Genomic DNA, 23211 nt, shown 5'->3' on the forward strand with positions numbered 1-23211 from the left:
TGACCCACAAAGACTCCCAACGCTAGTAGTACTTATGTCATTTTCTTCTATTGTGCGTGCCTTAGCGCGATCGCCGCTCACCACTGAATTTATTTCTAAGCTAAACCGACAACAAGAATTGCGGTTAAATGGCATTCCCCGGCTGCCCAAGGCTCTAGTGGCTTCGGCATTAGCGCGCGCTATGGACAAGGATTTGTTTGTAGTTTGCGCCACTCTGGAAGAAGCTGGACGCGTTTATGCACAACTGGAGGCAATGGGATGGCAAACAGTACATTTTTACCCCACCTCCGAGGCTTCTCCCTACGAACCTTTTGACCCGGAAACTGAAATGAGTTGGGGGCAAATGCAGGTACTGGCAGATTTGAGCATGGGGCATGGGGAAGAAAACCAGATTCCCAATCCCTCACAATTACCCAAGATGGCGATTGTGGCTACCCAAGGATCGTTGCAACCCCACTTACCACCACCAGCAGTTTTTCAGCAATTCTGTCTTACCCTGAAGCGGGGGATGGAATTAGACTTGAATGCTTTCAGTGAGAAAATAACTATTCTGGGATACGAACGGGTACCTCTGGTGGAAACGGAAGGACAATGGAGTCGGCGGGGCGATATTGTTGATGTCTTCCCAGTTTCATCTGAGTTTCCAGTCCGGTTGGAATGGTTTGGCGATGAAATCGAGCAAATGCGGGAATTTGACCCAGCAACTCAACGTTCAGCCCTCGACAAAGTAGATCAGTTAATTCTTACCCCCACTAGCTTTACTCCCGTGGTGATGGCAGCACTCAAGAAGAGTTTTGAGTTAGGAGTTAGGAGTTATGAGTTAAATTCTGAATCAGAACTTAGCACTCAGAATTCATCACTCTTGGAGGGGAGTCGTCGCTTTTTGGGGTTAGCGTTCGAGCAACCAGCATCTCTGCTAAACTACTTAGCAGAAAATACCCTGATTGCCATTGATGAGCCAGAACAGTGTCATGCTCATAGCGATCGCTGGGTAGAAAATGCTGAGGAACAATGGAGAATGGGGTATGGGGAATCTACTCCCTTAACATTGCCGAAAATTCATCGGTCTTTTGATCAGTGTCTGGCTGACGTTGCCAAATTTAAAACATTATATTTATCGGAACTGTCAGAGGAAAATAGTGGGATCAATCTTGCCAGCCGACCTGTTCCAGTTACGCCACACCAGTTTGCTAAACTAGCTGAAACCATCCGCCAAGAACGCGATCGCAATTTTTCTATCTGGCTGTTTTCTGCTCAACCTTCGCGTTCCGTCTCGCTGTTGCAAGAACATGACTGTCCGGCTCAGTTTATCCCGAATCCCCGCGACTACCAAGCGATAGATAAGCTCCAAATCAACCATATTCCCATAGCCCTAAAATATTCTGGCCTTGCGGAACTAGAAGGTTTTATCCTACCTACATACCGATTAGTAATCGTTACAGATCGGGAATTTTTTGGACAGCATTCTTTGGCGACTCCTGGCTATATCCGCAAGCGCCACAAAGCTACTTCTAAACAAGTTGATCCCAATAAGCTGCGTCCAGGCGATTATGTAGTTCACAGAAATCATGGTGTTGGCAAATTTGTCAAGCTGGAAAGTTTGACGATTAATAATGAAACCCGTGATTATTTAGTGGTGCAGTATGCTGACGGATTACTCAGAGTCGCAGCCGATCAAGTAGGAGCTCTATCCCGGTTCCGCGCCGCAGGTGATAAAGCACCGGAACTCAACCGGATGACCGGTAAAGCTTGGGAAAATACCAAGAATAAAGTCCGCAAAGCGATCAAAAAATTGGCGGTGGACTTGTTGAAACTTTATGCAGCGCGATCGCAACAACAAGGTTTTAGCTTTCCAGGTGATATGCCTTGGCAAGAGGAATTGGAAGACTCTTTCCCTTATCAAGCCACAACGGATCAACTCAAAGCTGTACAAGATGTGAAACGAGATATGGAAAGCGATCGCCCAATGGATCGCTTAGTTTGTGGCGATGTCGGTTTCGGGAAAACGGAAGTGGCGATTCGTGCTATTTTCAAAGCAGTCATCGCCGGTAAACAAGTGGCACTCCTTGCGCCAACGACTATTTTAACACAGCAGCATTACCATACACTCAAAGAACGTTTTGCTCCCTACCCGGTAAATGTCGGCTTACTCAACCGCTTTCGGTCTGCTGAAGAACGCCGCGATATTCAAAAACGATTGGCAACGGGTGAATTAGATGTAGTAATTGGTACGCACCAGCTTTTAGGTAAAGGTGTGGCATTCCGCGATTTAGGACTGTTGGTGGTGGATGAAGAACAGCGGTTTGGGGTGAATCAAAAAGAGAAAATTAAAAGCCTGAAAACTCAGGTGGACGTGCTTACCCTCTCTGCCACTCCCATTCCTCGGACTTTGTATATGTCCTTGTCGGGAATTCGGGAAATGAGTTTGATTACCACGCCACCCCCAACCAGACGCCCGATAAAAACCCATCTTTCCCCGATTAATTCCGAAAGTATCCGTACTGCTATTCGTCAAGAATTAGACAGAGGTGGGCAGGTGTTTTATGTAGTTCCACGTGTGGACGGAATTGAAGAGACAACAGCCAATTTACGAGAAGTGATACCGGGGGCTAGGTTTGCGATCGCTCACGGTCAAATGGATGAAAGCGAGTTAGAATCAACCATGCTTACTTTCAATAATGGCGATGCAGACATCCTCGTTTGTACGACAATTATTGAATCTGGCTTAGATATTCCACGAGTAAATACCATTTTGATTGAGGATGCTCATCGCTTTGGATTGGCACAGCTGTATCAATTACGCGGTCGTGTGGGACGTGCAGGGATACAAGCTCATGCTTGGTTATTTTATCCGAAGCAACGGGCATTATCTGATGCGGCCCGGCAACGATTACGAGCAATTCAGGAATTTACTCAGCTAGGTTCTGGGTATCAACTGGCGATGCGTGATATGGAAATCAGAGGCGTGGGTAACTTGCTAGGTGCAGAACAATCTGGTCAAATGGATGCCATCGGTTTTGATTTATATATGGAAATGCTGGAAGAAGCAATTCGGGAAATCCGAGGACAAGAAATTCCGAAAGTGGAGGATACCCAGATTGATCTCAACCTCACAGCATTTATCCCAGCAGATTACATTACCGATTTGGATCAAAAGATGAGTGCATACCGGGCGGTGGCGACAGCGAAATCTAAATCAGAATTAAAGCAGATTGCTGCCGAGTGGAGCGATCGCTATGGTAATTTACCAGTGTCGGCGAATCAACTTTTGCGAGTCATGGAACTCAAACAGTTAGCGAAAAAACTTGGATTTAGTCGGATTAAACCAGAAAACAAGCAGCACGTTGTTTTAGAAACGCCGATGGAGGAACCCGCTTGGAATTTGTTGGCGGCGAATTTACCAGAGAATCTCAAGACGCGGTTTGTGTATTCTCCAGGTAAAGTGACGGTGCGTGGGTTAGGAGTTTTTAAAGCAGATCAACAATTGCAGAATTTGATTGATGCTTTCGGGAGAATGCAAGGTGCGATTCCAGAGGCGGCTGTTATTTGATCAGTTTTGCTCAAGTTTCTATCAATTTAGAACCAAACCTACATAGGATAATCAGAATGAGTATTAATCTTGATTTGCCACCAGAGCTAGAAAACGAGCTTTGTATCGAAGCTTCTCAGCTAAACCTTCCTTTTTCTGAATACATTCTTCGGATTCTTTCTGTGAGGCAGGTTTTAGCAAATCCTCCCAAGACAGGAGCCGAACTTGTTGCTTATTGGCAGAGCAAAGGTGTTATCAACTCACGACCTGATATTACAGATAGTCAAACATACGCTCGTAAGTTGCGTCATGAAGCCTAAACCCGTGAGCGAGAATAGGTAAAGTTGATGTATTTGCTAGATACTAACTCTATTTGCTTAAGTCTTAGTAAGATTCTTCATCTGGTTTAAAACTTCGTGTTGTGGTTTTGGGACAACACACCCTACGAAGGGATGTGATCGCAGTATAATTTTGGAGGAAGGACAGCAGTATGGATAAGATTCTATAGTTTATTATAATTAAACTAAAAATATTTATCTTCCAGAAGTATACTTGATTGAGTAACAGAGTGACTTGAAGGCAAAAATATATGTTGGAAAACATTTCTTTAAAAAACTTCAAGGGATTCAAAGAATTAGAAAATTTAAACTTTAAACCAATCACTATATTATGTGGAACTAATAGCTGTGGAAAAAGTTCAATTTTGCAAAGTGTACTTCTGTTAAAACAAACTCTTGAAAGTCAGGCTCCAAATCAAATTCTTTTACTAAATGGAAGATTTGTACATCTAGGCTCATTTGAAAACATAATTTTTGAGAAAAACTTAGACAACAAATTATGCTTTGAGCTTAACTTTCAGCTTACTAAAGAGGATCAGAGATCAGCCTCTAGGGCAAATGCCATGCCATTGAGATATTTACTGGGGGATCTTTTTCCTAAACGATTACTCCCTCAGCCTCACGATATTCTTGTGTGTGTGAAAGTTGTGTTGAGAGCGCCTAAACCTAGAAGCAAGAATAAAAATCATATTAAAACGATAATTGTTGAAGAATTCCAGTTTAATCTTGAGGCAGTAGGTTCAGATAAACAGAAGATACCAGGTGCTTCAATTGATGTAAAACTTAGCGACAATGATTTATACACAATTATTTGGAAAAATTTAAAAAATAGAGTTTCCCGAGAAGAATCAAATAATGAAGGTGGAGTTGTGTCTGCAAAGATAAAATTCACTAGTCTATTTTCAATCGGACCAATCTCGATTGAAGCTGATTCTGAGAAGATTGCTAACTTTTCAGATGTTTCGTTTTCAATTTATAGAATAAACAACTTGCTTCAAACGATTCTTTCTTCGTATAGCTACATAGGCCCTCTAAGAGAAGAACCATCTAGAAGATATATATATGAAGATGAAATTACAGAAATCGGCGTGAAAGGTGAAAATGCAGCATATATTTATTTAATTGATCAAGATAAAACTGTTTTTAATCACTATTTCTATGATCAAAAAGCTAACTTATTCAAGCCTAAAAAAGAATTAACTTTATCTGCTGCCGTACAAGAGTGGCTTGATTTGATGAATATAAAAGGGCTAAAATCTGAGCTTATAAATGAAATTGTCTATTTAAATCTTAATTCAAGCTCTGCTTCTAAAACTCGTGTTAGCATTGCTGATGTTGGTTTTGGAGTAAGTCAAATATTTCCCATTATTCTGGAAGGTTTGAGGATGCCACATCGAAATACTCTCCTGCTTGAACAACCAGAAATTCATTTACATCCAAATCTTCAGATGCAGTTGGCTGATTATTTTATTGCATTAGCTAAATCTGGTAAGAAGGTGATGGTAGAGACTCACAGCGATCATATTATAAATAGATTAGTCAGAAGAATCGTAGAGGATGAAACAGGCGTATTAAAAGCGCTAATTGGTATATATTTTATTAGTGCAACTGATTCTGGTTCTGTCTGTGAAGAAATCTGTATTGATGAAAACTTTGGAGTTACTAATTGGCCTGTAGACTTCTTTGATCAAGCTGCATTAGAACAGGAAAATATTTTAAAAGCAGGGCTAAGGAAGCGACAATTGTCTAGAAATAATAGTAGGAAAAGTGAAAAATAGGGAGAAGTTGTGAAAACTGTTTTTGAGCCTGGAAATTTGTTTCTATCTGAATCTGACTGGTATGATGCAGAAAAAAGAGATAATTTTTTACAGCATTTATTAGAAAACTTAGATTATATTAATAATTATAAAATAACAAAAATATATTGGACAGACGAGCTAGAAAAGCTCCTTTGGGATTCTCCACAATTACCACCTTGGCGACTAAATAGAGATTGGAACCTACCAATAGTTCAAGTTATATATAGAGCTTTTAATACCACTCAAGAGTTTATACAGAACTCTAAAAACCTAACTTCTTGCTTAGTTCAACCTTCTCTAGACTGTAGCGAAATTGGAGATTTAACCCTACTTGCTTTTCTAGAGTTGATGCACATAGTAATTGATAGAAGTGAAAATATATATTTATGTTTAGGTGCTAGTAGAATCAAAAACGATTATTTTTTTTCATGTGACTGTCACTCTTTTGGAATAACTCCTTTGGTTATCGCCAAACCAACTGAATGGCTTAATCATATTAATTTAGCATCAGACTATTGGCCTGACAGTTTAGATGAAATTGAAAAATTTCAAACGGCATTAAACATTATGTTTAAAAAACTAAACAGCAAAGCGATTTATGAATATGAGTTTTCAAATGCTTTCTTAAAAGATATTATTAAAACTAAAACTCATAGAGAGCAAATTATTGAATATGCTGCAAAGAGGTTAACATTAAACCAGCAAGAAGCAGCTAAAGATTCATATCTAAAAGATGAATATTTACCACAAACAAAAGAACATCGTTTCAGGGTTACTCAACGGCCATCCTCAACAAGAATTCACTATAAATATGTTAACAAGAAGTTCAGGTTTCTGAGATATTACGGTGAAGGTGAACATGATAATGGTCTGTAAAGTCTTCTCTAGTAAATCTCTTCAAATACCATCTCACAGATGATTCGTGTTAATTGGAATTTAAATACTGAGTTAGAATTATTTAGCATTTCAGGTTGAGATTACTACTCTGATTCATCTACTAACTTGCTTGGTTCACCGGGGTAAAAATCATAGTCCACGATCTCTACCAAACTGTAAGGACACTCTACCGGAAAAGTCCGCTTGGGCAAATCTGTTTCTCCAACAGCCAGTTCGACACCTTTAAGGTAGGCTTTGCGAAGTGCTTCTTCAAGGTAGGGCTTTAGGCTAGGATTGTCTTCGAGCAGTTCAGCAATATCTAAGCGTTGAATACGAAGTGTTGCTAACCAGCTACGGCTACGACGCCCTGACTGGTACTGCCATTTTAGTAAATGTCCAATCAACACACTCAGACGGTTTCGCAGTTCTTGACGTTGCTGTTTACCCAAAGATTGAATCTCCTCAATCAGATTTTGCAGATCAATCTGATTCCACTGCTGATTGCGAAGTAAAGTAACTTGTTCCTGTGTCCAAGCGTAAAAATCAGTTTCGTAGAGGCTTAGTGAAGGCATTGGTATCTTTGGGTTTGTTTTAGGTACACGCATTAGGTTAGTTCAACCTCAACGTCTTTGCCTTTATTGTATAACTGTCTCAAACTCTACTAATTCTACTATTGAGAGCGATCGCTAAAGTGGCTGTTCTTTGAGCAGTAGTTAAACAATAGTTATTGTTGTGGAGAGCGATCGCGCAATTTTACACCTACCTTCATTTTATTTTTTAAGGTGAACTATAATTGCGTCTGAAAAACAAAAAGCTATACTTGGTCTTGCTGCTTAAAAAATTTATTACAAGGCTGCCCGCTCAGGACAATTACTGAATCAGTAAATTATGTCAGACAATGTTCATCCATCTCTACAATCCTCAGTAGTTCAAACAAGTCAGTCAAGCAATAGCAGTTCTAGAACTGAAAAGGTTTCCAGTGATTTTGAGGTATTTATTTCCTATCGTACTAGCCCCGATCAAGGTCTTGCAGTTGCTCTTAAAGAACTGATTGAGGGAGCAATAGAACCCCGACCTCACGTTTTCGTTGCTGGGGCAGGTGGTCTACGCCCATCTAACATTGGTTACAAACCCCAGATACAAGCAGCTGCCCAGTCTTCACGAGCATTTATTGCTATTATTACTCAGCAATCCAAGGAACGTGAGTGGCTTTTCTTTGAAGCTGGAGCTGCTTGGGGACGCAATCAGTTGTATGCACCCTTACTAGTTGGTACAAGCCCAAGTGAGCTAGCTAGTACTATGGCTGACTATCAAACAGTGCGAGCATCTGATCGAGAAGAAGTTAAGCATCTCTTAATTGCAGTCGCTCAGGCGGTCGGTGGTAATATTAAGACACGTTTAAATCAACGATATCAAGCTTTTTCTAAACAAATTGAAGCTGATCAAAAAATAGAGATTATTGAAGAAAACATAGAAGAGTCTTCATCTCTATTAGAGATTATTGAAGAAAATATAGAAGAGTCTTCATCTCTATCTCAAGCAATTAAGCTTTTGCAACGTGGAGAAGTAGAGAAAGCTAACACGCTCTTTGAGCGGCTTGAAGAAACTGCATCCACCAACGAAGATAAAGCAAAGATTAGAATTACCAGGTTGCTAAATAGTGATCGGGAAGAACGTAACTCTGTAAAGGAGCTAGAGTCGCTAGCTCCTGAATTACGTAATACTTACCATTGCCAGTTTTGGCTTGGCTTATTTGAATCTCGTGTTGCTGCTTCAATCTTTTATTATGAAGAATGCCTACGTCTAGCTACAGCTAATAATGCTACTTTCTTTTCTAACCAAGCAACTCTTGCTTTAGCTAAGAATAAATTCAAAATCGGTGAGCAAGATATAGCACTTGAGACCTTACGACAAGCAATGGTCAGTGAAGATAGAGACCTTAGAACTGAAGCTGTAGAAACGTGGCAAAATTTTGACCAAAAGCCTCACTTTCTTGAGAAACTAGTTATTTTATTAACTGGTCTAAGCGATAAAGCTGACTCTTCAATTATACTCAACGCCCTCACAGAGTTGGCTCTTGATAATAAATGGTCTTCTTTGCTTACTTATTTCGCTCAATATGCAGATTGGGTTGATGTTCAAGGAACTGCTGCAAATAATCTAGGGCGTGCGTTTTATGAGCTAAAACTTTATTCACTTGCATATCTTGCGTATGCTAAAGCAGTCGAAGCTGGAATATCTGTGGCTAAGGTGAATATGGCAATTCTTCATTTGTGGAATCCTCTTCCAGCTGCTGGTCTTAAACTCTTAAAAGAACATATAGGAACTTACGACGCTGCTGACGCTGGATATCCATACGATATTCGGGCTGAACTTGAGCGAAGTGTTCAGAACGAGCGTAAAGAAGCAGAAGAGCTATATAAGCAAGGGTGTAAAGTTGCCGTGATGATAAGTCATTTTGGGTGGGAAGCGATTCGCAGTAACAAGCTCACTCTAGAAGGCAAACAAATCGAACTAGAATCTGGAATAGTAACTATCAAAGGAAGCGAACCAAATTGCCTCAAGTTCATTACAAATGATGAAAAGGTTTACTTAGAATTAAAACGTGTTGGTCGTACTATCGGACTATGGCAAGCTGCCAATACAGACTCATTTACAGCCCTTTATTGCTTTACAGAAACAGGTTATATGCTTGGGTTAACTGTAAATTTGATAGATATCAGTATAGAACCCATTCTTAAGAAATATCCAATTCTCTGCGTAACTGAGGCAGTAGTGCGATCGCCTTTGACGTAGTTTGGGTTTCCTGAATAAACTCAACACTTGCTTCTACTCAAACTTTACTACTTCGGCTATGGAGAACGATCGCGCTTTACTCCCACCCTAAGCGATCGCACCCTAGCAACCCCAACAGAGTGCAAGCAGGGATAATTTATAGTATGACTTTCGTATAACAGCTGTGACTGAGCTACTTGAACAAGTGATCACTTTTTTATATTTTAAAACTTTGATACTTTGATACTATATATAGTATCATCTCTGAATGAGCAAATTAAGAAAATTAGTAGATTGCTTCTTGAAACGACCTCCAGAAGTGCAGTTTCAGGAAGTTTACTATCTATTAGAAGCTTTTGGCTTTGAAGAGAAAAGGTCTAAGGGTAGCCATCATAGCTTCCGAGACTCCCAAGGTAAAACGATCACTGTACCCAAAACAGGAGGACAAAAAGTTAAAGGAATGTATGTACAGTAAATAGTTGAACTATTAAATTTAGAAGAGTGGATTGATGAAGACACTGAACCAAAAGAACCAGCAGATTGAGAAGCGGTCCTTAGAATATTATTTAAATCTTCAGTACCCTTTAACACTTTACCCCGACCCAGAGGGGGGATATGTAGCTCAAATTAAAGATTTACCTGGATGTCTTACCCAAGGCAAAACCCTTGAAGAGACAGTGGCAAATCTCAATGAGGCGCGGGAATTGTGGATTGAGACAGCTTATGAAGCCGGCGATGATATTCCCTTACCAATTAGTAATGATAGCTATAGCGGTAAACTACTGCTACGGATGCCGAAATCTTTACATCGACGTTTGGCTGAGACTTCTGAACAAGAAGGCGTTAGTCTCAACCAGTATATTGTGTCTTTGTTGAGTGCAGTAGCATAATTAACAGCAAAGCAATCTTAGTCAATTTCCAGATAATTTATAAATATTCAAAAAATACTTCAGGTACTAATCGTAATTCACCAGATTGCAAGCGTGAAATATCTATCCATAACGCTCTATGTTTATGATTTGGTGATTCTGAAAAAACTAAACTTTCCAGTTGATAAAATTTTGAATCAGCAAAGTCACATTCATAAAGCTGAATAATTTCATGACCTTGCCTACCATTAAATATAAACAGGTTTTCTATACAACCTAAATATTTAATATTCGTTAAGTCTGCCTGAATTTCCTCTTGAAACTCCCGTTGCAAAGCGTCACGGCTGGTTTCGCCAAATTCAACACCACCGCCTAAAGCCCGATAGAATGTTTCTTGCTTGACGGGATCGTAGCCTTCAGAAACAAATATGCGTTCGCCATCCCGAATTAACCCTAAGGTTATTACCCGAATTTCGCCTGCTTTATTCATTTTTATAACTAATTATCGTAAATAGACTGAGGACGACTTTCACTATCCTCAACAGGCCAATCTGGATTTTCGCCACCGATGTACAATTCTTCAATGGTGACATATTCCTCACTTAGCTGTGTGAGGGCGTTGATTAAAATATCCAGAGCGATCGCATCACTGGTTCCTAAGTCAAGCCAACAACGCCCCCACTGACCCTCATATTCAAACTCACCGATGTTATGCATCAGTGCTAGCAGACTTTTTTCATACCCTTGTGCATCATAATTCATGTAGCTGATATCGAGTCCAGTGTCTTGCACCTGAAGATTCTCTGCATTAAATGCACCCAATTTACCCAGATAAAACCAGGAATTGAAAACTTCTTCTACAAACTGCTTTTCACGCGCAGAAGGATTTGTACTGAATTTCAGCCAAATCCACATATCAAAAGGATTAATTTCGCGGAACTGAATCTCCATTTTGGTCTAATATCTCAATTACTCTTCTGAAAATAAGCATATCAAAGTGGGGAGTGGGGGAAAAATTCTTCTCCTCTGCACCCAATACCCTATGCCCTATGCCCAATCATCTAGGATTGTTCAGGCTAACAGCACGACTGCGTTCACCCTCAATTTGTTTAACTAAATCGCCTGGGAGTTGGGATTTTTTAGTCAATGCTTTGTCAAAATTAGCGATCGCTTCCTGGATCATCTGCTGGCTATTTTCTTTTTGCCCCAGTTGTTTCAGGATTTGGGCTTTGAGATAATAAATTTCTGGATTATCGGATGTGGTTTTGATCGCCCGGTTGACATACTCTAGTGCCTGTGAATACCGTTTTAAATCCCGGTAAGCAAGAGCAATACCCCGATCCACGAGATACCCAGGAGCAGCATTTTGTTCTAACCGTCCAATTGCCTGATCTGGGCTAGCAAAAGGCAAATTAACTGCCAACAATAAATCCATATAACCCTTAATTAAATTCAGTTCTGGATCGTTAGCAGAAATTGCTTCAGCTTTGTCTAAATATTCATAAACTTGCCGCAACCGACTAAAGGCTTGCGGCACACCGTTGACTGTACCCTTACGGGTGATAACTACTGCACCCTCTAAAAAATGACCAACAGCAGTGTATAAGTTACCACGCAATGGATCGCTAGGAATCAGTTTTTGTCCGGCTTCTAGAGTTTTCTGGCTGTAGGTGTCTAGTTTAGCCCAATCTTTATTTCCGTATGCTAAAGATGCCTTCATGGCATAAGCTAGAGGTTCATTTGGCTCTTTGGATAATGCTTGTTCCAGATAACGCTCTGCGGCTGGATAGTTGCCTTGTTGGAAAATCGCTTTAAAAGCTGCTTCTGTTTGGTCACCAATTTGATGAGGTTCACTATTGCGAAACGGATCGCCAGCTAGGGAGGGATTTACCCATAGATTAAGTGCGATTGCCCAAGGGGCAACGCCAAAGGCGAACGCAGTAGCAAAAGCAGTCTGAGCAAGCATAGTGAGTCTAGTAGACACTACTAATCGAGGCGAAGAAAACCTTTTAGTCATTTTAACCCTCAGAATAATTGCGGTTGAAATAGTTGTATGTGTTACTTAGAATGCAAAAAATGGTTAATTTTTACACTGAGCGTTCACGTAGCGTCTCGTAGAGAAGTCGAAGTGTTAACTTGCCTCTGCTTCAACCAAAATTTTCTTATATAAAAGTTGACTTTGATAATTTTTTCATGTTCCCAAGCTTGTTATAGCCATTGTTTAAGAGTGATTCTGCCACAATAGAAGAAAAGTGGATGATTGTTGCTGCTAAATTAAGGTGTTAATCCAGGTAATGCGCTCTCAGTCTAGCTAATCAGTAATTTGCTGATTTTTTGGTAATCTTAACAAATGCTCTATCTCCGAAATCTAATTTATCACCCGACAGCGTGCCCAACAGCGATTCTCAAATCGATCAACTTGGAATTAGCACCCCAGCAGCTAGGTCTGATTATTGGTCCAAGTGGTTCAGGAAAAAGTACCTTACTAGAAATTTTGTCGGGACTAGCTGAACCCACTACTGGCGGACTCTTCTGGCGAGAACAAGAACTTCTAGCCGAACAGCTGCAACAATTGGCTGGGTTGGTATTTCAGTTTCCAGAACGGCACTTTTGCGGTGGTTCAATTTTAGAAGAATTGCGTTTAGGACATCCTGAGTTAGGGTCAGAACGAGTCAGACAGGCCTTGAGTGAGGTGGGATTAGAGCATTTATCGCTTTCTGCTGCCCCCCATGCTTTGAGTGGTGGTCAGCAACGACGTTTAGCTTTGGCAGTACAATTGATTCGCCAGCCAAATTTACTGTTATTGGATGAACCCACAGCTGGTTTAGATTGGTCAATGCGTCGGCAGCTGGTAAATTTATTAGCGAAACTGAAACAAGATTGGACACTGTTGGTAGTGACACACGATGCTGGGGATCTGTTAGCGATCGCAGACCGTTGCTGGACACTCAACCACGGTGAACTACAATCAGTAGACCCAAAGACACTAGAATCCAAAGTTAAAGAACCTCTTCCAGCAGTATGAAAGGAAAGCAGGGGAAAATGACACAGATAAGGGAGATCAGAGATGGGTAGATAAAGAAAATAACTCCTAACTCCTGTACAGACGCGATTAATCGCGTCTCTCCTTTTAACTCCTAACTAATGACTAACTTATTGCCTGAGATGGCAGAAATTTGGCAGCAAACTCTCAATTGGCAACCAACTGTTCAACAGCAAGCGCAATTCCAAAGGCTTTATGAGTTAATCCTAGAAGGTAACCGCCAACTAAATTTAACTCGAATCACTGACTCCCAAGAGTTTTGGGAAAAACATCTTTGGGATTCTCTTAAAGGAATTGCGCCACAGGGACAATTTATCCCATCTCTTCAAGATGCTGGATGTGTGATTGATATTGGCACGGGTGCAGGTTTTCCGGGTGTTCCAGTCACAATTACTGCACCTAATTGCAAAATTACTCTAATGGATTCAACCCGGAAAAAAATTACTTTTATCGAAAAAATCTTAAGTGAAATTGCTCTGACTAATGCCAAAACTCTCGTTGGTAGGGCTGAAGAAATCGGTCAGCAACCCCAGCACCGACAAGCTTATGATATTGCCTTGATCCGCGCTGTTGGCACAGCTTCTGTTTGTGCAGAATATGCCCTACCATTACTCAAACAGAGTGGTTTAGCCATAATTTATCGTGGTAATTGGACAGAGGAAGAAACCACAGTTTTGCAAAATGCTGTTAATCAGCTAGGTGGTGTGATTGAATTAATTGAAAAATTTACCACTCCTCTAAGTGATAGCATTCGTCATTGCCTTTATGTGCGTAAGGTAGCAAACACACCAGCTAATTTTCCCCGTGCTGTAGGTGTATCTTCTCAAAAACCGCTTTGAGGGGAGAGTGCGATAAAAAAGACATTCCTGAATAAATTAGCCTTACCCAGAGAGAAAGTTTATATTTTGGCGTTTTTAAAAAAGGTACAAGAGTGATTCATACTACAATTAATGTCATAACCAGTTTCCATAAAAGATAAAAGTTTGCACAATTAAAAACAGTTTTCATGTATTTGAACCCCATCTGTCGTAGGGGTTTAGCATTGCTAAACCCCTACCGCGTAGTCTATTTATCTGAAAATAGCTGTAATACCAATTGTGCAATATAAAATGACTCCTCACCGCTTGCGGGAAAGAGGTGAGCAAAGACTAAACTTTGTTAAAGCAGGGTTGGTAAAGATATTGTTTGGAGGAAATTAACCAGACAAAATATTAGCCCTAATTCCCAAAAATATACCAAGTACCATTACTTGGTCGCCATACTGCGAAGTCACTCCCAATAGAAGAATCATAATCGCCGGAAACAGGAATATCGCCACGTGTTCCCCATTGTCTAGTAACTACTTGGTCTGTAGAACTGTTAATTACATACCAAGTACCATTACTTGGTCGCCATACTGCAAAATCAGTTATATCATCATTATCATAATCGCCGGAAACAGGGATATCGCCACGTGTTCCCCATTGTCTAGTAACTACTTCACCTGTAGAACTGTTAATTACATACCACGTACCATTACTTGGTCGCCATACTGCAAAATCAGTTATACCATCATTATCATAATCGCCGGAAACAGGAATATCGCCACGTGTTCCCCATTGTCTAGTAACTACTTGACCTGTAAAACTGTTAATTATATACCAAGTACCATTACTTGGTCGCCATACTGCAAAATCAGTTATACCATCATAATCATAATTGCCGGGAACGGGAATATCGTCACCTGTTCCCCATTGTCTAGTAACTTGAGCTTGTGCTTTAAAATTTAAAATTCCAAGAAATAATGGAATAGTTAAAACAACCGTGAATAATTTGCAACCAATTTTCATGAGAACATCCTCCTTATAATCAAAATGACTCAAGAGTGTTTTTACTCAAATTGCACATTTGAAGAAATGATTCTAAGTCTTACGCGTTATTATGATGAAATTTTAAATTTTCATCTTAATAGAGCTTTTGCAAGTATAAATAATTTAGCCGAGATGTGTAAGCTTAATTACAATATTTGTTGAGATATATTCAGGATTTTCACGTAAAATTAAGCTAGATTAAATTTCCAAAAAATAAAAAAATAACTGCAAGGGTTGAATGAAGCTATTTTTTTATCTCAGCCAGAAACGCAGAGGAGGACACTTACGTGATGAGGGAAATTTTCACACCACATTTGATATCACATCAAAAAAATGGCAGCAGAATGTTATTTCTATTGCCATTTTTTAAGCGTTTATAACTCTAAATTGTTGTTTTGTTTCAGGCAAATTTACTGGCTTCTGCAAACCGCTTGTTAATCTCATCCCAATTAACCACGTTCCACCAAGCATCTAAATAATCGGCACGGCGATTCTGGTAATTGAGATAATATGCATGTTCCCATACGTCATTACCCAGGATGGGATATTTGCCTTCACTTAAAGGACTATCTTGGTTAGCTGTAGTTGTCACTTCCAACTTACCAGCTTTGTTACGCACTAGCCAAACCCAACCACTACCAAAACGAGCAGCACCAGCTTCGTTAAACTGTTTTTTGAAAACTGCGAAAGAGCCAAAATTTTGATTAATTGCAGAGGCTATATTTCCTGTTGGTTCTCCCCCACCTTTCGGCTTCATAATTTTCCAGAACATTGAATGGTTCACATGACCACCGCCATTATTGCGTACTGTTTTGCGAATATCTTGTGGTACATTGTCAAGTTTTTGCAACAGTTCTTCAACAGTTTTACCTTTGAGTTCTGGGTGTTTGTCTAAGGCTGCATTCAGGTTTTTCACATAAGTTGCATGGTGTTTATCATGGTGAAACCGCATCGTTTTGGCATCGATGTGTGGTTCTAGTGCTTCGTAGGCGTAAAGTAAAGGCGGTAATTGGATAGCCCCTGTTGTATTTGCTATTGTACTTGCTGTTGTACTTGCTGTTGCACTTGCTGTTGTACTTGATATTGCAGTGTTTCCATCAGGGGATTTCTCTGCCAATGCACAAGCATCTAATGCAAAAGTACCCGCACCTGCTGTGAGTAAAAACAAGAAATGGCGTCGATTAATAGTCATATAAGTTTTTGCAGCAAATCCATTAAGTCTCTATTGCAGTTTTTATTTTCTTAGATTTTGGCTACAAAAAATTGAGAATTTGCGATTATTTCTGGCAGTTTAAGAAACTATTTATAAGATTCTGTCCCCAGTTTTGGGATCAAATACAAACAATTGATTTAAATCGAGTTGTAGAGAAAGGCGATCGCCTGGACGTGGACGCACATCCCCACCCACCTGAATATTCAACACCACCGCCGTACCAGGTAAATTCGCACGAATCAAAGTTTCCCTTCCCAAAGGTTCCACCAGTTTAACTTCTACAATCAGCTGACTCTCATTTCCATCTTGGCGTTCTTCTCTACCAGACGCTTCTCTACCAGAAGCTTCACCAACACGTTCGCGTAGTGTTCCTAAGGAAAGGTGACTTGAAGGTTCATTAAGAAAAATATGCTCTGGACGAATCCCCAAATCAAAACTGTGTCCTTGACGCAACTGTAATTTTTCTTTTACAACTGCTGGAAGCGCTAATAACTGCCCACTTACATCAAAACCGTTATTTTGATAGATTGCAGGCAAAATATTCATTGGCGGACTGCCTAAAAAACTTGCCACCATCTGATTAGCAGGACTTGCATAAATAGTTTGAGGATCGCCAATTTGTTGAATCCGCCCTCGATTTAGGACGACAATTTTATCAGCCAAAGTCATCGCTTCAACTTGATCGTGGGTGACGTAAATAGTTGTAATGCCTAATTCTTGATGTAGCTGTTTCAATTCTGCCCTTGTATCATCGCGCAATTGGGCATCTAAATTAGATAAAGGTTCATCAAGTAAAAACACTTGTGGTTCACGAGCGATCGCTCTCCCTAATGCTACCCGTTGTTGCTGTCCCCCAGAAAGTTGTTTGGGTTTGCGATCTAATAGGTGATCCAGAGAAAGCGATCGCGCCACATTCACCACCCGTTCTTGAATGATTTTTCGGTCAATCTTTCGCATCTGTAAGCCAAAGCCGATGTTTTGCGCCACACTCATGTGAGGATAAAGAGCGTAGTTTTGGAACACCATCGCCACATCCCGTTGTCTGGCTGGGATATTATTCACCAAGCGATCGCCAATAAAGAGTTTACCAGATGTCGCAGTTTCTAAACCAGCGATCGTTCGCAAAATTGTAGACTTTCCACAACCCGATGGCCCAACTAAAACCCAAAACTCGCCATCAGGAATTTCAAAGGTAATATCCTCGATAGCGGTGACGTTATTAAATCTACGTTTAATTTCTTCTAGACGAACGTTTGCCATTATCTGATTTGATATTTTCAGTTTGGGATCTGCGGCAAGTAACCTCCAATTCAGCACTAGGGGCTTTTATCCCCCCCCTCTGAGGAACTGTGAGGCTGCTTTATAAGTGCAGAAACTTGGTTGTCCTGCACAACTCTAATCAGAAATCTTAGAGCTTCATTGACGGCATCGGCATTGGGAAAAACCTCTGCAACATCAGGTTCTAAACGAATTGTCGTCTTACCAAAGCTCTTTCGTTCAGGGCCGAACTTTCTAAACCTTAGGCTCTTTAAGTCATATTCTGAACGCAGATCGTCTTCCATTTCTGGCTTACCCTTCTTCATAGGCTTCTCGCTCGGTTGGCATTACTTCTCTTGCACTAATGAGAGGAATCGAATTTCCTCTCTCCGTATACGACATGATTAGTAAGCGTCCCCGACTTGACTCTCTAATAATAAGATAACGCTCTTCATTTTCAGAGTGGTCTGGATCATAGAAGTCAACATAGAGCGGATCATAAAAAACAGTTTTGGCTTCTTCAAACGAAACCTGATGTTTTAAAAGATTTATTGCTGCTTTGTTTTCGTCCCACTCAAAATTCATGGAATTATTAAATCACCCTTTTAAATACCTGAATTTGCAGGTACTCTTTCATCATTAACAGACTTTTAGTTGAGGGACTTCTCCGACATAATAGCCATCTTCATCCCGTTCAATGAGCACGTAGAATTCTCGGTTGCTAGGATTGATCATAATCTATTTATACGTAAGCTCAAAATCATTTTTATGGATTCTTCGACCAAGCAGGGTGAGAGAGTAAAGAAGCAAAAACTCGTACCCCCCGAAGTTGATTAGAGAGGGGTAAGTGACCTCTAGGCGCATTCAAATTCCAGGTAAACTCGTTAGGGTATCGCGTCCAGTTATTACCTTCTTTCCAGCCAATTTTCGGCCAGAATTTATCCCAGTTTTTACCCAAACTCAACCAGATTTCTCGCTGCACTGAAAAGCCAAATTTACCTTCGGAGTGGACTAACCAGAGGTTGTTAATGGTTTGCAAGTCAACAGCGGAGGAATTTTCTACTTCACTAAAATACAACCATTTTCGTTGTACAGCCGTTGGCCCTGATAGTTCACACATTTTCTCTATAGTCACGCGATCGGCTGCTTGGAAGTCTTGAACAGCCAGTAGCTGTTGCAAAGAATTGTAATTAATCCCGCACTCTGATTTTAGAGGTACAATTCCTTCAGGAAAACAGGATCGCAGAAATTCTTTGACTTGAGGTGCATCAGAGTTGTAAAGGACTTGGTAAGCTTTGCCATCAACCCAAGTCGCTAGGTTGTCACGTCGTTTCAGTAAAAATTCCATCAACACGTCTAATCCCTCATTACCCAACTCAGCTAACTGTGGGATTATCTGTTGTTGGACTTTTTCAGACCCAGCGATTAACGGTCGTCGGAGGGAGTCGATGTCATTAGCAGGGCCTGATAAAATCATTGGGTCTGTCATGCCATTCTTGTTTTAGCGGTCAGTGAAAGAGTGGTAAGCTATCAGGCATTCTCCAAGACAAAGCACTGATAGCGAAAAGTAGTTTACTATTTTTGATCGTACAAAATTGCGATCGCTTCACTGAATCCCACACTTAATCCCCAAATAATGTACAAGGGGAATAGGGGGAAAATCTGCGCCTTATGGCTTGGTAAACAAAAGATACAGCAAAATATACAAGCCTGCCAGATAAGGTTTTTTTAACTAGCAGCGTATCGATTAGGAGTGTGTGAACTATGTACGACAAGATTACCCCCCCTGCAACCGGAGCAAAAATCACCTTCAAAAATGGTGAACCAATCGTACCTGACAATCCAATTATCCCCTTTATTCGAGGCGATGGTACAGGTATAGACATCTGGCCTGCTACCCAAAAAGTGCTAGATGCTGCGGTAGCCAAAGCATATAAGGGTCAGCGTCAAATTAGTTGGTTCAAGGTTTACGCTGGGGATGAAGCTTGCGATTTATACGGTACTTATCAATATTTACCTCAAGACACTCTCACGGCTATTGAAGAATATGGTGTAGCTATTAAGGGGCCTTTGACTACTCCCATTGGGGGGGGAATTCGTTCTTTAAATGTGGCGCTACGGCAAATTTTTGACTTGTATGCCTGCGTGCGTCCTTGCCGTTACTATGCAGGTACGCCCTCACCCCACAAAAATCCTGAAAAGCTGGATGTAATTGTTTATCGAGAGAATACGGAAGATATTTATTTAGGCATTGAGTGGCGACAAGGTAGCGAAATTGGCGATCGCTTAATAAAAATTCTCAACGAAGAACTGATCCCCGCCACCCCAGAACATGGGAAAAAACGAATTCCTCTTGATTCTGGTATTGGCATCAAACCCATCAGCAAAACTGGTTCCCAGCGTCTAGTCAGACGTGCGATCAAACACGCCTTGCTATTGCCCAAACATAAGCAACAAGTGACTTTGGTGCATAAGGGCAACATCATGAAGTACACCGAAGGCGCTTTCCGCGATTGGGGTTATGAACTAGCAATCAATGAATTTCGCCAAGAAACTGTCACTGAACAGGAATCTTGGATTTTGAGTAACAAGGAAAAAAATCCCAATATTTCCTTGGAAGAAAACGCCCGCCAGATTGAGCCTGGGTTTAATGCTCTCACTCAAGACAAGAAAGAGCAAGTTGTCAAGGAAGTTGAAACTGTTCTTAACACAATTTGGGCAACCCACGGCGAGGGCAAATGGAAAGATAAAGTTTTGGTGAATGACCGGATTGCTGACAGTATTTTTCAACAAATCCAAACTAGACCGGATGAGTATTCGATTTTGGCGACAATGAACTTGAACGGCGACTACTTGTCTGATGCGGCTGCTGCCATTGTTGGTGGTTTGGGAATGGGGCCAGGGGCAAATATTGGTGATTCTAGTGCCATATTTGAAGCCACCCACGGCACTGCACCCAAACACGCCGGCTTAGATCGGATTAATCCTGGTTCAGTGATTTTGTCTGGTGTGATGATGCTGGAGTTTCTGGGTTGGCAAGAAGCCGCAGACCTAGTTAAGAAAGGTTTAAGCGATGCGATCGCGAGTAGTCAAGTCACTTACGATTTAGCCCGGTTGCTAGAACCGCCAGTTGAACCCTTAAAATGTTCTGAATTTGCCGAGGCAATTATTCAGCATTTTGGTTAAATGCACTGGTGTCAACTTAAGTTCCGGCGAATAGAATCCGCACGCTAGCTTCAAGCCTCTTAACCTGACGTGAATTCGACAGCTAATAAATGCCAAAGATTAACGTCTAAGGGATTAAGAGGCTTTGTAGGATATTCTAGAGCGTGTAGAGCGTTGGCAAGTGGTCAGTAAGTTAATTTAATCAGCGTTGACGCGCTGCCCTGTGAAAGTGGTTTTGAACGACTTCACTGACGAATCATTATTTCTATTTAGCGGATTGGCGTTTAAAGGGAAGGAACGAAATATGAGTGTCCCTTGCACTACCTGAGTTGTGGAATCGAACGTTATATGATAATCATCTCGAACAACGCTAACGGATAATGTCCCAGTTGGAAAACCGAAGTTGACTGCCGTAACGGTGATCTCCCTGTTCCCGGTACACTTCCAACGTCCCTGTATATTACCAAAGGGTTGCCCTGCCACGCCAGCCGTACCCGAAATACCAGCTTGGCTGGAGTCAGAGGCGAAAAAGTTGCCATCTTGGGTCAACGTTAGCAGTTCGCGGGCTGAGGATGCACCAGATAATTGTTATGAGGTATGTGCCAACTGCAAAGCGATCACAATCCTTTTTGGGGTAGGCATTCGCCTGACGCAGATTCATCGCAGCAAATGGAATGGTGAATGCTGACAGGGCACAGATAGTCACTATCGCCAAAGATTTACTCGTTTTCATCACATAATTCCTACTAAAGAAGTTGAGGTCAATACTGTTTAATTGAGCGGAATAGTTTCAAATTCAAGCATTTTAGCCGGATTTGGCACTACTTTTTTACAAAGTCCGATCAATGTTATATGCATCTTCATCTTCATACAGGATTGATGTTAAGTAGTCGGACAGAATTAATCACACAATGTCATTGCGAGTGTAACGAAGTGAAATGTTCGCACAGCGTCTCGTAGAGAAGCAATCGCAAGGGTTTGGGATTGCTTCACAACTTCGCAATGACTATAAATATTTTTGTCCAGCTACTTAAGCTACTTGCTTTAGCTGAGATTTCACCAATTCCCCTGGTGCGATCGCTCCATTCTCTGTAATGATTGCTGTAATCAACTCAGCCGGAGTCACATCAAAAGCTGGGTTGTAAAAATCTACACCCGCAGGTGTGAGAATGGTATCACCAACTTGATAGATTTCTCTTGGATCGCGTTCTTCAATGGGAATTTTGCTGCCATCGGCTAATTCAAAATCAACGGTGGAAAAAGGTGCAGCGACAAAGAAGGGGATATTATGTGCTTTAGCTGCGATCGCTACACTATATGTCCCAATTTTATTAGCGGTATCGCCATTAGCAGCAACTCGATCAGCACCCACAACTACAGCATGAATTAAACCCTGTTTCATGCAATGGGCTACCATATTATCAGTAATTAATGTCACTGGAATCCCTTGTTGCACACATTCCCAAGTGGTGAGTTTTGCACCTTGCAAACGGGGACGGGTTTCGCCGGCAAATAAACGCTCTAAACGTCCTTCCCTCCAAGCAGAACGCACAACACCCAAAGCTCCAGAAGTAGCTAGCGCCCCAGCGTTGCAGTGGGTAAGCAGCGTCAGCTTTTCTGGGGTAGTGGGCAAGACTGCCAAACCATTGTCGCCGATCGTCTGACAGGTTTGCAAATCTTCAGCGTTGATTGCTTGGGCTGTTTGCAACAGGGTTTGCTTGATATCTTCTACCGTTCCCAGCGTTTCGTAAGCGGCTTTCATCATCCGGCTAATTGCCCAATATAAATTTACCGCCGTCGGACGAGTAGAACGCAACATCTGGGCTACTTTATCTAAGTGTTGCAAAAATTCGTGGCGATCGCTTGTCTGAATTTCCCTTGCACCAAGATACATTCCATATGCAGCAGCCATACCAATTGCAGGCGCACCTCGAACAATCATGGTTTTAATCGCCCGCGCCATATCTTCACTGCGGTGAATTTCCACAAATGTATATTCGTTTGGTAAGCGCGTTTGATCAATTAGTGACACTGAGTCATTGTGCCAAATAACGGGATAGACCTGGTTTGTAGAAAGTCTCATAGAAAAAGGTAGTTAGTGGATAAGCAATATTTTTTACTTTAATGCACCCTGATGAGTTCATTTGAAAAACCAAAATTCAATTAACTATATTCCCATAAAACATCTGGTTCTTGGGTTGCTTTTATGATAAGGTATTAAAATTACAGGTTTATAGTAAATCTTAAAACTTGAAAATACAGTCATGATAAGGATCACAGGCTAAAAAAAAGTTTAATTTCTTATTCGATTCCATAAATAAAACGGCTCTTCAGTATTTAGTATGTTAAATCAATCTGCTAAAAAGCTGAAAATATTGCTGTACAACAAAAATATGCATTGTTTAGAGGCTATTTATAAAGTAAATCTAAAGGTGGCTAACCAAATGAAATGATAACGCTAGGATACTTTTGAGATAGTGTATTTACGTAGCGTTAA

General features: G+C 40.9%; 23 protein-coding genes and 1 pseudogene. 10 read left to right on the plus strand and 14 right to left on the minus strand.

Features of this window, described 5'->3' with window-relative positions; translation table 11 throughout:
• Positions 1 to 34 precede the first annotated feature (34 nt).
• The 4 genes from mfd (at position 35) to V7K48_RS20020 (ending at position 6542) form a co-directional block, all read left to right on the plus strand.
• Entirely contained in the window at positions 35 to 3550 is a 3516-nt protein-coding gene (gene mfd, locus V7K48_RS20005; protein WP_335074946.1) for a transcription-repair coupling factor, read from the plus strand.
• A 56-nt stretch (positions 3551 to 3606) separates the two neighbouring features.
• Positions 3607 to 3849: a hypothetical protein gene (locus V7K48_RS20010; protein ID WP_335074947.1), complete on the plus strand. Its 243-nt coding sequence runs from the start codon at positions 3607 to 3609 to the stop codon at positions 3847 to 3849.
• Positions 3850 to 4118: 269 nt separating this feature from the next.
• On the plus strand, positions 4119 to 5645 hold the full coding sequence (locus tag V7K48_RS20015) for a DUF3696 domain-containing protein (RefSeq protein WP_335074948.1): 1527 nt from the start codon (positions 4119 to 4121) through the stop codon (positions 5643 to 5645).
• 9 nt (positions 5646 to 5654) lie between these two features.
• Positions 5655 to 6542 carry a hypothetical protein gene (locus V7K48_RS20020; protein WP_335074949.1) on the plus strand — a complete coding sequence of 296 codons (888 nt, stop codon included), beginning with the start codon at positions 5655 to 5657 and terminating at the stop codon, positions 6540 to 6542.
• 104 nt (positions 6543 to 6646) lie between these two features.
• Here V7K48_RS20020 and V7K48_RS20025 read toward each other — a convergent pair whose 3' ends face one another.
• Positions 6647 to 7114, minus strand: a complete 468-nt coding sequence (locus tag V7K48_RS20025; RefSeq protein WP_335074950.1) for a DUF29 domain-containing protein — start codon at positions 7112 to 7114, stop codon at positions 6647 to 6649.
• A gap of 316 nt (positions 7115 to 7430) precedes the next feature.
• Between V7K48_RS20025 and V7K48_RS20030 the strand changes: the two genes are divergently transcribed.
• The 3 genes from V7K48_RS20030 to V7K48_RS20040 all read left to right on the plus strand — a co-directional run bounded on the left by V7K48_RS20030 (position 7431) and on the right by V7K48_RS20040 (position 10207).
• Entirely contained in the window at positions 7431 to 9338 is a 1908-nt protein-coding gene (locus V7K48_RS20030; RefSeq protein ID WP_335074951.1) for a hypothetical protein, read from the plus strand.
• Between the two features lie 280 nt (positions 9339 to 9618).
• Entirely contained in the window at positions 9619 to 9792 is a 174-nt protein-coding gene (locus V7K48_RS20035) for a type II toxin-antitoxin system HicA family toxin (protein ID WP_335074952.1), read from the plus strand.
• Positions 9793 to 9826: 34 nt separating this feature from the next.
• On the plus strand, positions 9827 to 10207 hold the full coding sequence (locus V7K48_RS20040; RefSeq protein WP_335074953.1) for a type II toxin-antitoxin system HicB family antitoxin: 381 nt from the start codon (positions 9827 to 9829) through the stop codon (positions 10205 to 10207).
• Between the two features lie 37 nt (positions 10208 to 10244).
• Here the strand turns inward: V7K48_RS20040 and V7K48_RS20045 are convergent, their stop codons facing one another.
• The 3 genes from V7K48_RS20045 to V7K48_RS20055 all read right to left on the minus strand — a co-directional run bounded on the left by V7K48_RS20045 (position 10245) and on the right by V7K48_RS20055 (position 12203).
• The gene (locus V7K48_RS20045; protein WP_335074954.1) at positions 10245 to 10676 is read right to left on the minus strand and encodes an NUDIX hydrolase; all 432 of its coding nucleotides are present in this window, start codon (positions 10674 to 10676) and stop codon (positions 10245 to 10247) included.
• Positions 10677 to 10684: 8 nt separating this feature from the next.
• A complete protein-coding gene (locus V7K48_RS20050; RefSeq protein ID WP_335074955.1) occupies positions 10685 to 11137 on the minus strand; it encodes a DUF3531 family protein in 453 nt (150 codons plus the stop codon).
• Positions 11138 to 11243: 106 nt separating this feature from the next.
• Positions 11244 to 12203: a Sll0314/Alr1548 family TPR repeat-containing protein gene (locus V7K48_RS20055; RefSeq protein ID WP_335074956.1), complete on the minus strand. Its 960-nt coding sequence runs from the start codon at positions 12201 to 12203 to the stop codon at positions 11244 to 11246.
• A gap of 333 nt (positions 12204 to 12536) precedes the next feature.
• Here V7K48_RS20055 and V7K48_RS20060 point away from each other — a divergent pair, with 333 nt between their 5' ends.
• Together V7K48_RS20060 and rsmG are read left to right on the plus strand one after the other, a co-directional pair.
• Complete coding sequence (locus V7K48_RS20060) at positions 12537 to 13211, plus strand: ABC transporter ATP-binding protein (protein ID WP_334970920.1); 675 nt, start codon at positions 12537 to 12539, stop codon at positions 13209 to 13211.
• A gap of 119 nt (positions 13212 to 13330) precedes the next feature.
• Positions 13331 to 14068, plus strand: a complete 738-nt coding sequence (rsmG, locus tag V7K48_RS20065; protein ID WP_335074957.1) for a 16S rRNA (guanine(527)-N(7))-methyltransferase RsmG — start codon at positions 13331 to 13333, stop codon at positions 14066 to 14068.
• A gap of 378 nt (positions 14069 to 14446) precedes the next feature.
• On the opposite strand, the gene V7K48_RS20070 is transcribed toward rsmG, so the two are convergent.
• From V7K48_RS20070 to V7K48_RS20100, 7 genes and pseudogenes are all read right to left on the minus strand, one after another.
• On the minus strand, positions 14447 to 15058 hold the full coding sequence (locus V7K48_RS20070; RefSeq protein ID WP_335074958.1) for an FG-GAP-like repeat-containing protein: 612 nt from the start codon (positions 15056 to 15058) through the stop codon (positions 14447 to 14449).
• 421 nt (positions 15059 to 15479) lie between these two features.
• Positions 15480 to 16271, minus strand: a complete 792-nt coding sequence (locus V7K48_RS20075) for a superoxide dismutase (protein WP_335074959.1) — start codon at positions 16269 to 16271, stop codon at positions 15480 to 15482.
• Between the two features lie 111 nt (positions 16272 to 16382).
• Entirely contained in the window at positions 16383 to 17552 is a 1170-nt protein-coding gene (locus V7K48_RS20080) for an ABC transporter ATP-binding protein (protein WP_335074960.1), read from the minus strand.
• 56 nt (positions 17553 to 17608) lie between these two features.
• Positions 17609 to 17875, minus strand: a complete 267-nt coding sequence (locus V7K48_RS20085) for a hypothetical protein (protein WP_335074961.1) — start codon at positions 17873 to 17875, stop codon at positions 17609 to 17611.
• Positions 17862 to 18134, minus strand: coding sequence for a BrnT family toxin (locus V7K48_RS20090; RefSeq protein WP_335074962.1), 273 nt, complete (start codon positions 18132 to 18134; stop codon positions 17862 to 17864). The genes V7K48_RS20085 and V7K48_RS20090 overlap by 14 nt, the downstream gene beginning before the upstream one ends.
• A gap of 57 nt (positions 18135 to 18191) precedes the next feature.
• A pseudogene (locus tag V7K48_RS20095) lies at positions 18192 to 18284 on the minus strand (type II toxin-antitoxin system HicB family antitoxin); the annotation flags it as partial.
• A 31-nt stretch (positions 18285 to 18315) separates the two neighbouring features.
• Positions 18316 to 19038, minus strand: coding sequence for a GUN4 domain-containing protein (locus V7K48_RS20100; protein ID WP_335074963.1), 723 nt, complete (start codon positions 19036 to 19038; stop codon positions 18316 to 18318).
• Between the two features lie 275 nt (positions 19039 to 19313).
• On the opposite strand from V7K48_RS20100, the gene V7K48_RS20105 reads away from it, so the two are divergent.
• Entirely contained in the window at positions 19314 to 20735 is a 1422-nt protein-coding gene (locus V7K48_RS20105; protein ID WP_335074964.1) for an NADP-dependent isocitrate dehydrogenase, read from the plus strand.
• A 177-nt stretch (positions 20736 to 20912) separates the two neighbouring features.
• On the opposite strand, the gene V7K48_RS20110 is transcribed toward V7K48_RS20105, so the two are convergent.
• From V7K48_RS20110 to mtnA, 3 genes are all read right to left on the minus strand, one after another.
• Positions 20913 to 21263 (minus strand): hypothetical protein, encoded by a 351-nt coding sequence (locus V7K48_RS20110; RefSeq protein WP_335074965.1) that lies wholly within the window; start codon positions 21261 to 21263, stop codon positions 20913 to 20915.
• Positions 21232 to 21447 (minus strand): hypothetical protein, encoded by a 216-nt coding sequence (locus tag V7K48_RS20115; RefSeq protein ID WP_335074966.1) that lies wholly within the window; start codon positions 21445 to 21447, stop codon positions 21232 to 21234. Before V7K48_RS20115 ends, V7K48_RS20110 begins: the two co-directional genes overlap by 32 nt.
• A 297-nt stretch (positions 21448 to 21744) precedes the next feature.
• Positions 21745 to 22797 (minus strand): S-methyl-5-thioribose-1-phosphate isomerase, encoded by a 1053-nt coding sequence (mtnA, locus tag V7K48_RS20120; RefSeq protein ID WP_335074967.1) that lies wholly within the window; start codon positions 22795 to 22797, stop codon positions 21745 to 21747.
• Positions 22798 to 23211: the final 414 nt, after the last annotated feature.

The sequence above is a fragment of the Nostoc sp. genome, from assembly GCF_036919615.1.
Classification (GTDB): domain Bacteria; phylum Cyanobacteriota; class Cyanobacteriia; order Cyanobacteriales; family Nostocaceae; genus Nostoc.

Excerpts from the sequence above, each read along its gene's own strand:
- mfd (WP_335074946.1), top strand. The coding sequence starts at position 35 with ATGTCATTTTCTTCTATTGTGCGTGCCTTAGCGCGATCGCCGCTCACC.
- V7K48_RS20010 (WP_335074947.1), top strand. The coding sequence starts at position 3,607 with ATGAGTATTAATCTTGATTTGCCACCAGAGCTAGAAAACGAGCTTTGT.
- V7K48_RS20015 (WP_335074948.1), top strand. The coding sequence starts at position 4,119 with ATGTTGGAAAACATTTCTTTAAAAAACTTCAAGGGATTCAAAGAATTA.
- V7K48_RS20025 (WP_335074950.1), bottom strand. The coding sequence starts at position 7,114 with ATGCCTTCACTAAGCCTCTACGAAACTGATTTTTACGCTTGGACACAG.
- V7K48_RS20030 (WP_335074951.1), top strand. The coding sequence starts at position 7,431 with ATGTCAGACAATGTTCATCCATCTCTACAATCCTCAGTAGTTCAAACA.
- V7K48_RS20040 (WP_335074953.1), top strand. The coding sequence starts at position 9,827 with ATGAAGACACTGAACCAAAAGAACCAGCAGATTGAGAAGCGGTCCTTA.
- V7K48_RS20045 (WP_335074954.1), bottom strand. The coding sequence starts at position 10,676 with ATGAATAAAGCAGGCGAAATTCGGGTAATAACCTTAGGGTTAATTCGG.
- V7K48_RS20050 (WP_335074955.1), bottom strand. The coding sequence starts at position 11,137 with ATGGAGATTCAGTTCCGCGAAATTAATCCTTTTGATATGTGGATTTGG.
- V7K48_RS20055 (WP_335074956.1), bottom strand. The coding sequence starts at position 12,203 with ATGACTAAAAGGTTTTCTTCGCCTCGATTAGTAGTGTCTACTAGACTC.
- V7K48_RS20060 (WP_334970920.1), top strand. The coding sequence starts at position 12,537 with ATGCTCTATCTCCGAAATCTAATTTATCACCCGACAGCGTGCCCAACA.
- rsmG (WP_335074957.1), top strand. The coding sequence starts at position 13,331 with ATGACTAACTTATTGCCTGAGATGGCAGAAATTTGGCAGCAAACTCTC.
- V7K48_RS20070 (WP_335074958.1), bottom strand. The coding sequence starts at position 15,058 with ATGAAAATTGGTTGCAAATTATTCACGGTTGTTTTAACTATTCCATTA.
- V7K48_RS20075 (WP_335074959.1), bottom strand. The coding sequence starts at position 16,271 with ATGACTATTAATCGACGCCATTTCTTGTTTTTACTCACAGCAGGTGCG.
- V7K48_RS20080 (WP_335074960.1), bottom strand. The coding sequence starts at position 17,552 with ATGGCAAACGTTCGTCTAGAAGAAATTAAACGTAGATTTAATAACGTC.
- V7K48_RS20085 (WP_335074961.1), bottom strand. The coding sequence starts at position 17,875 with ATGAAGAAGGGTAAGCCAGAAATGGAAGACGATCTGCGTTCAGAATAT.
- V7K48_RS20090 (WP_335074962.1), bottom strand. The coding sequence starts at position 18,134 with ATGAATTTTGAGTGGGACGAAAACAAAGCAGCAATAAATCTTTTAAAA.
- V7K48_RS20100 (WP_335074963.1), bottom strand. The coding sequence starts at position 19,038 with ATGACAGACCCAATGATTTTATCAGGCCCTGCTAATGACATCGACTCC.
- V7K48_RS20105 (WP_335074964.1), top strand. The coding sequence starts at position 19,314 with ATGTACGACAAGATTACCCCCCCTGCAACCGGAGCAAAAATCACCTTC.
- V7K48_RS20115 (WP_335074966.1), bottom strand. The coding sequence starts at position 21,447 with ATGAAAACGAGTAAATCTTTGGCGATAGTGACTATCTGTGCCCTGTCA.
- mtnA (WP_335074967.1), bottom strand. The coding sequence starts at position 22,797 with ATGAGACTTTCTACAAACCAGGTCTATCCCGTTATTTGGCACAATGAC.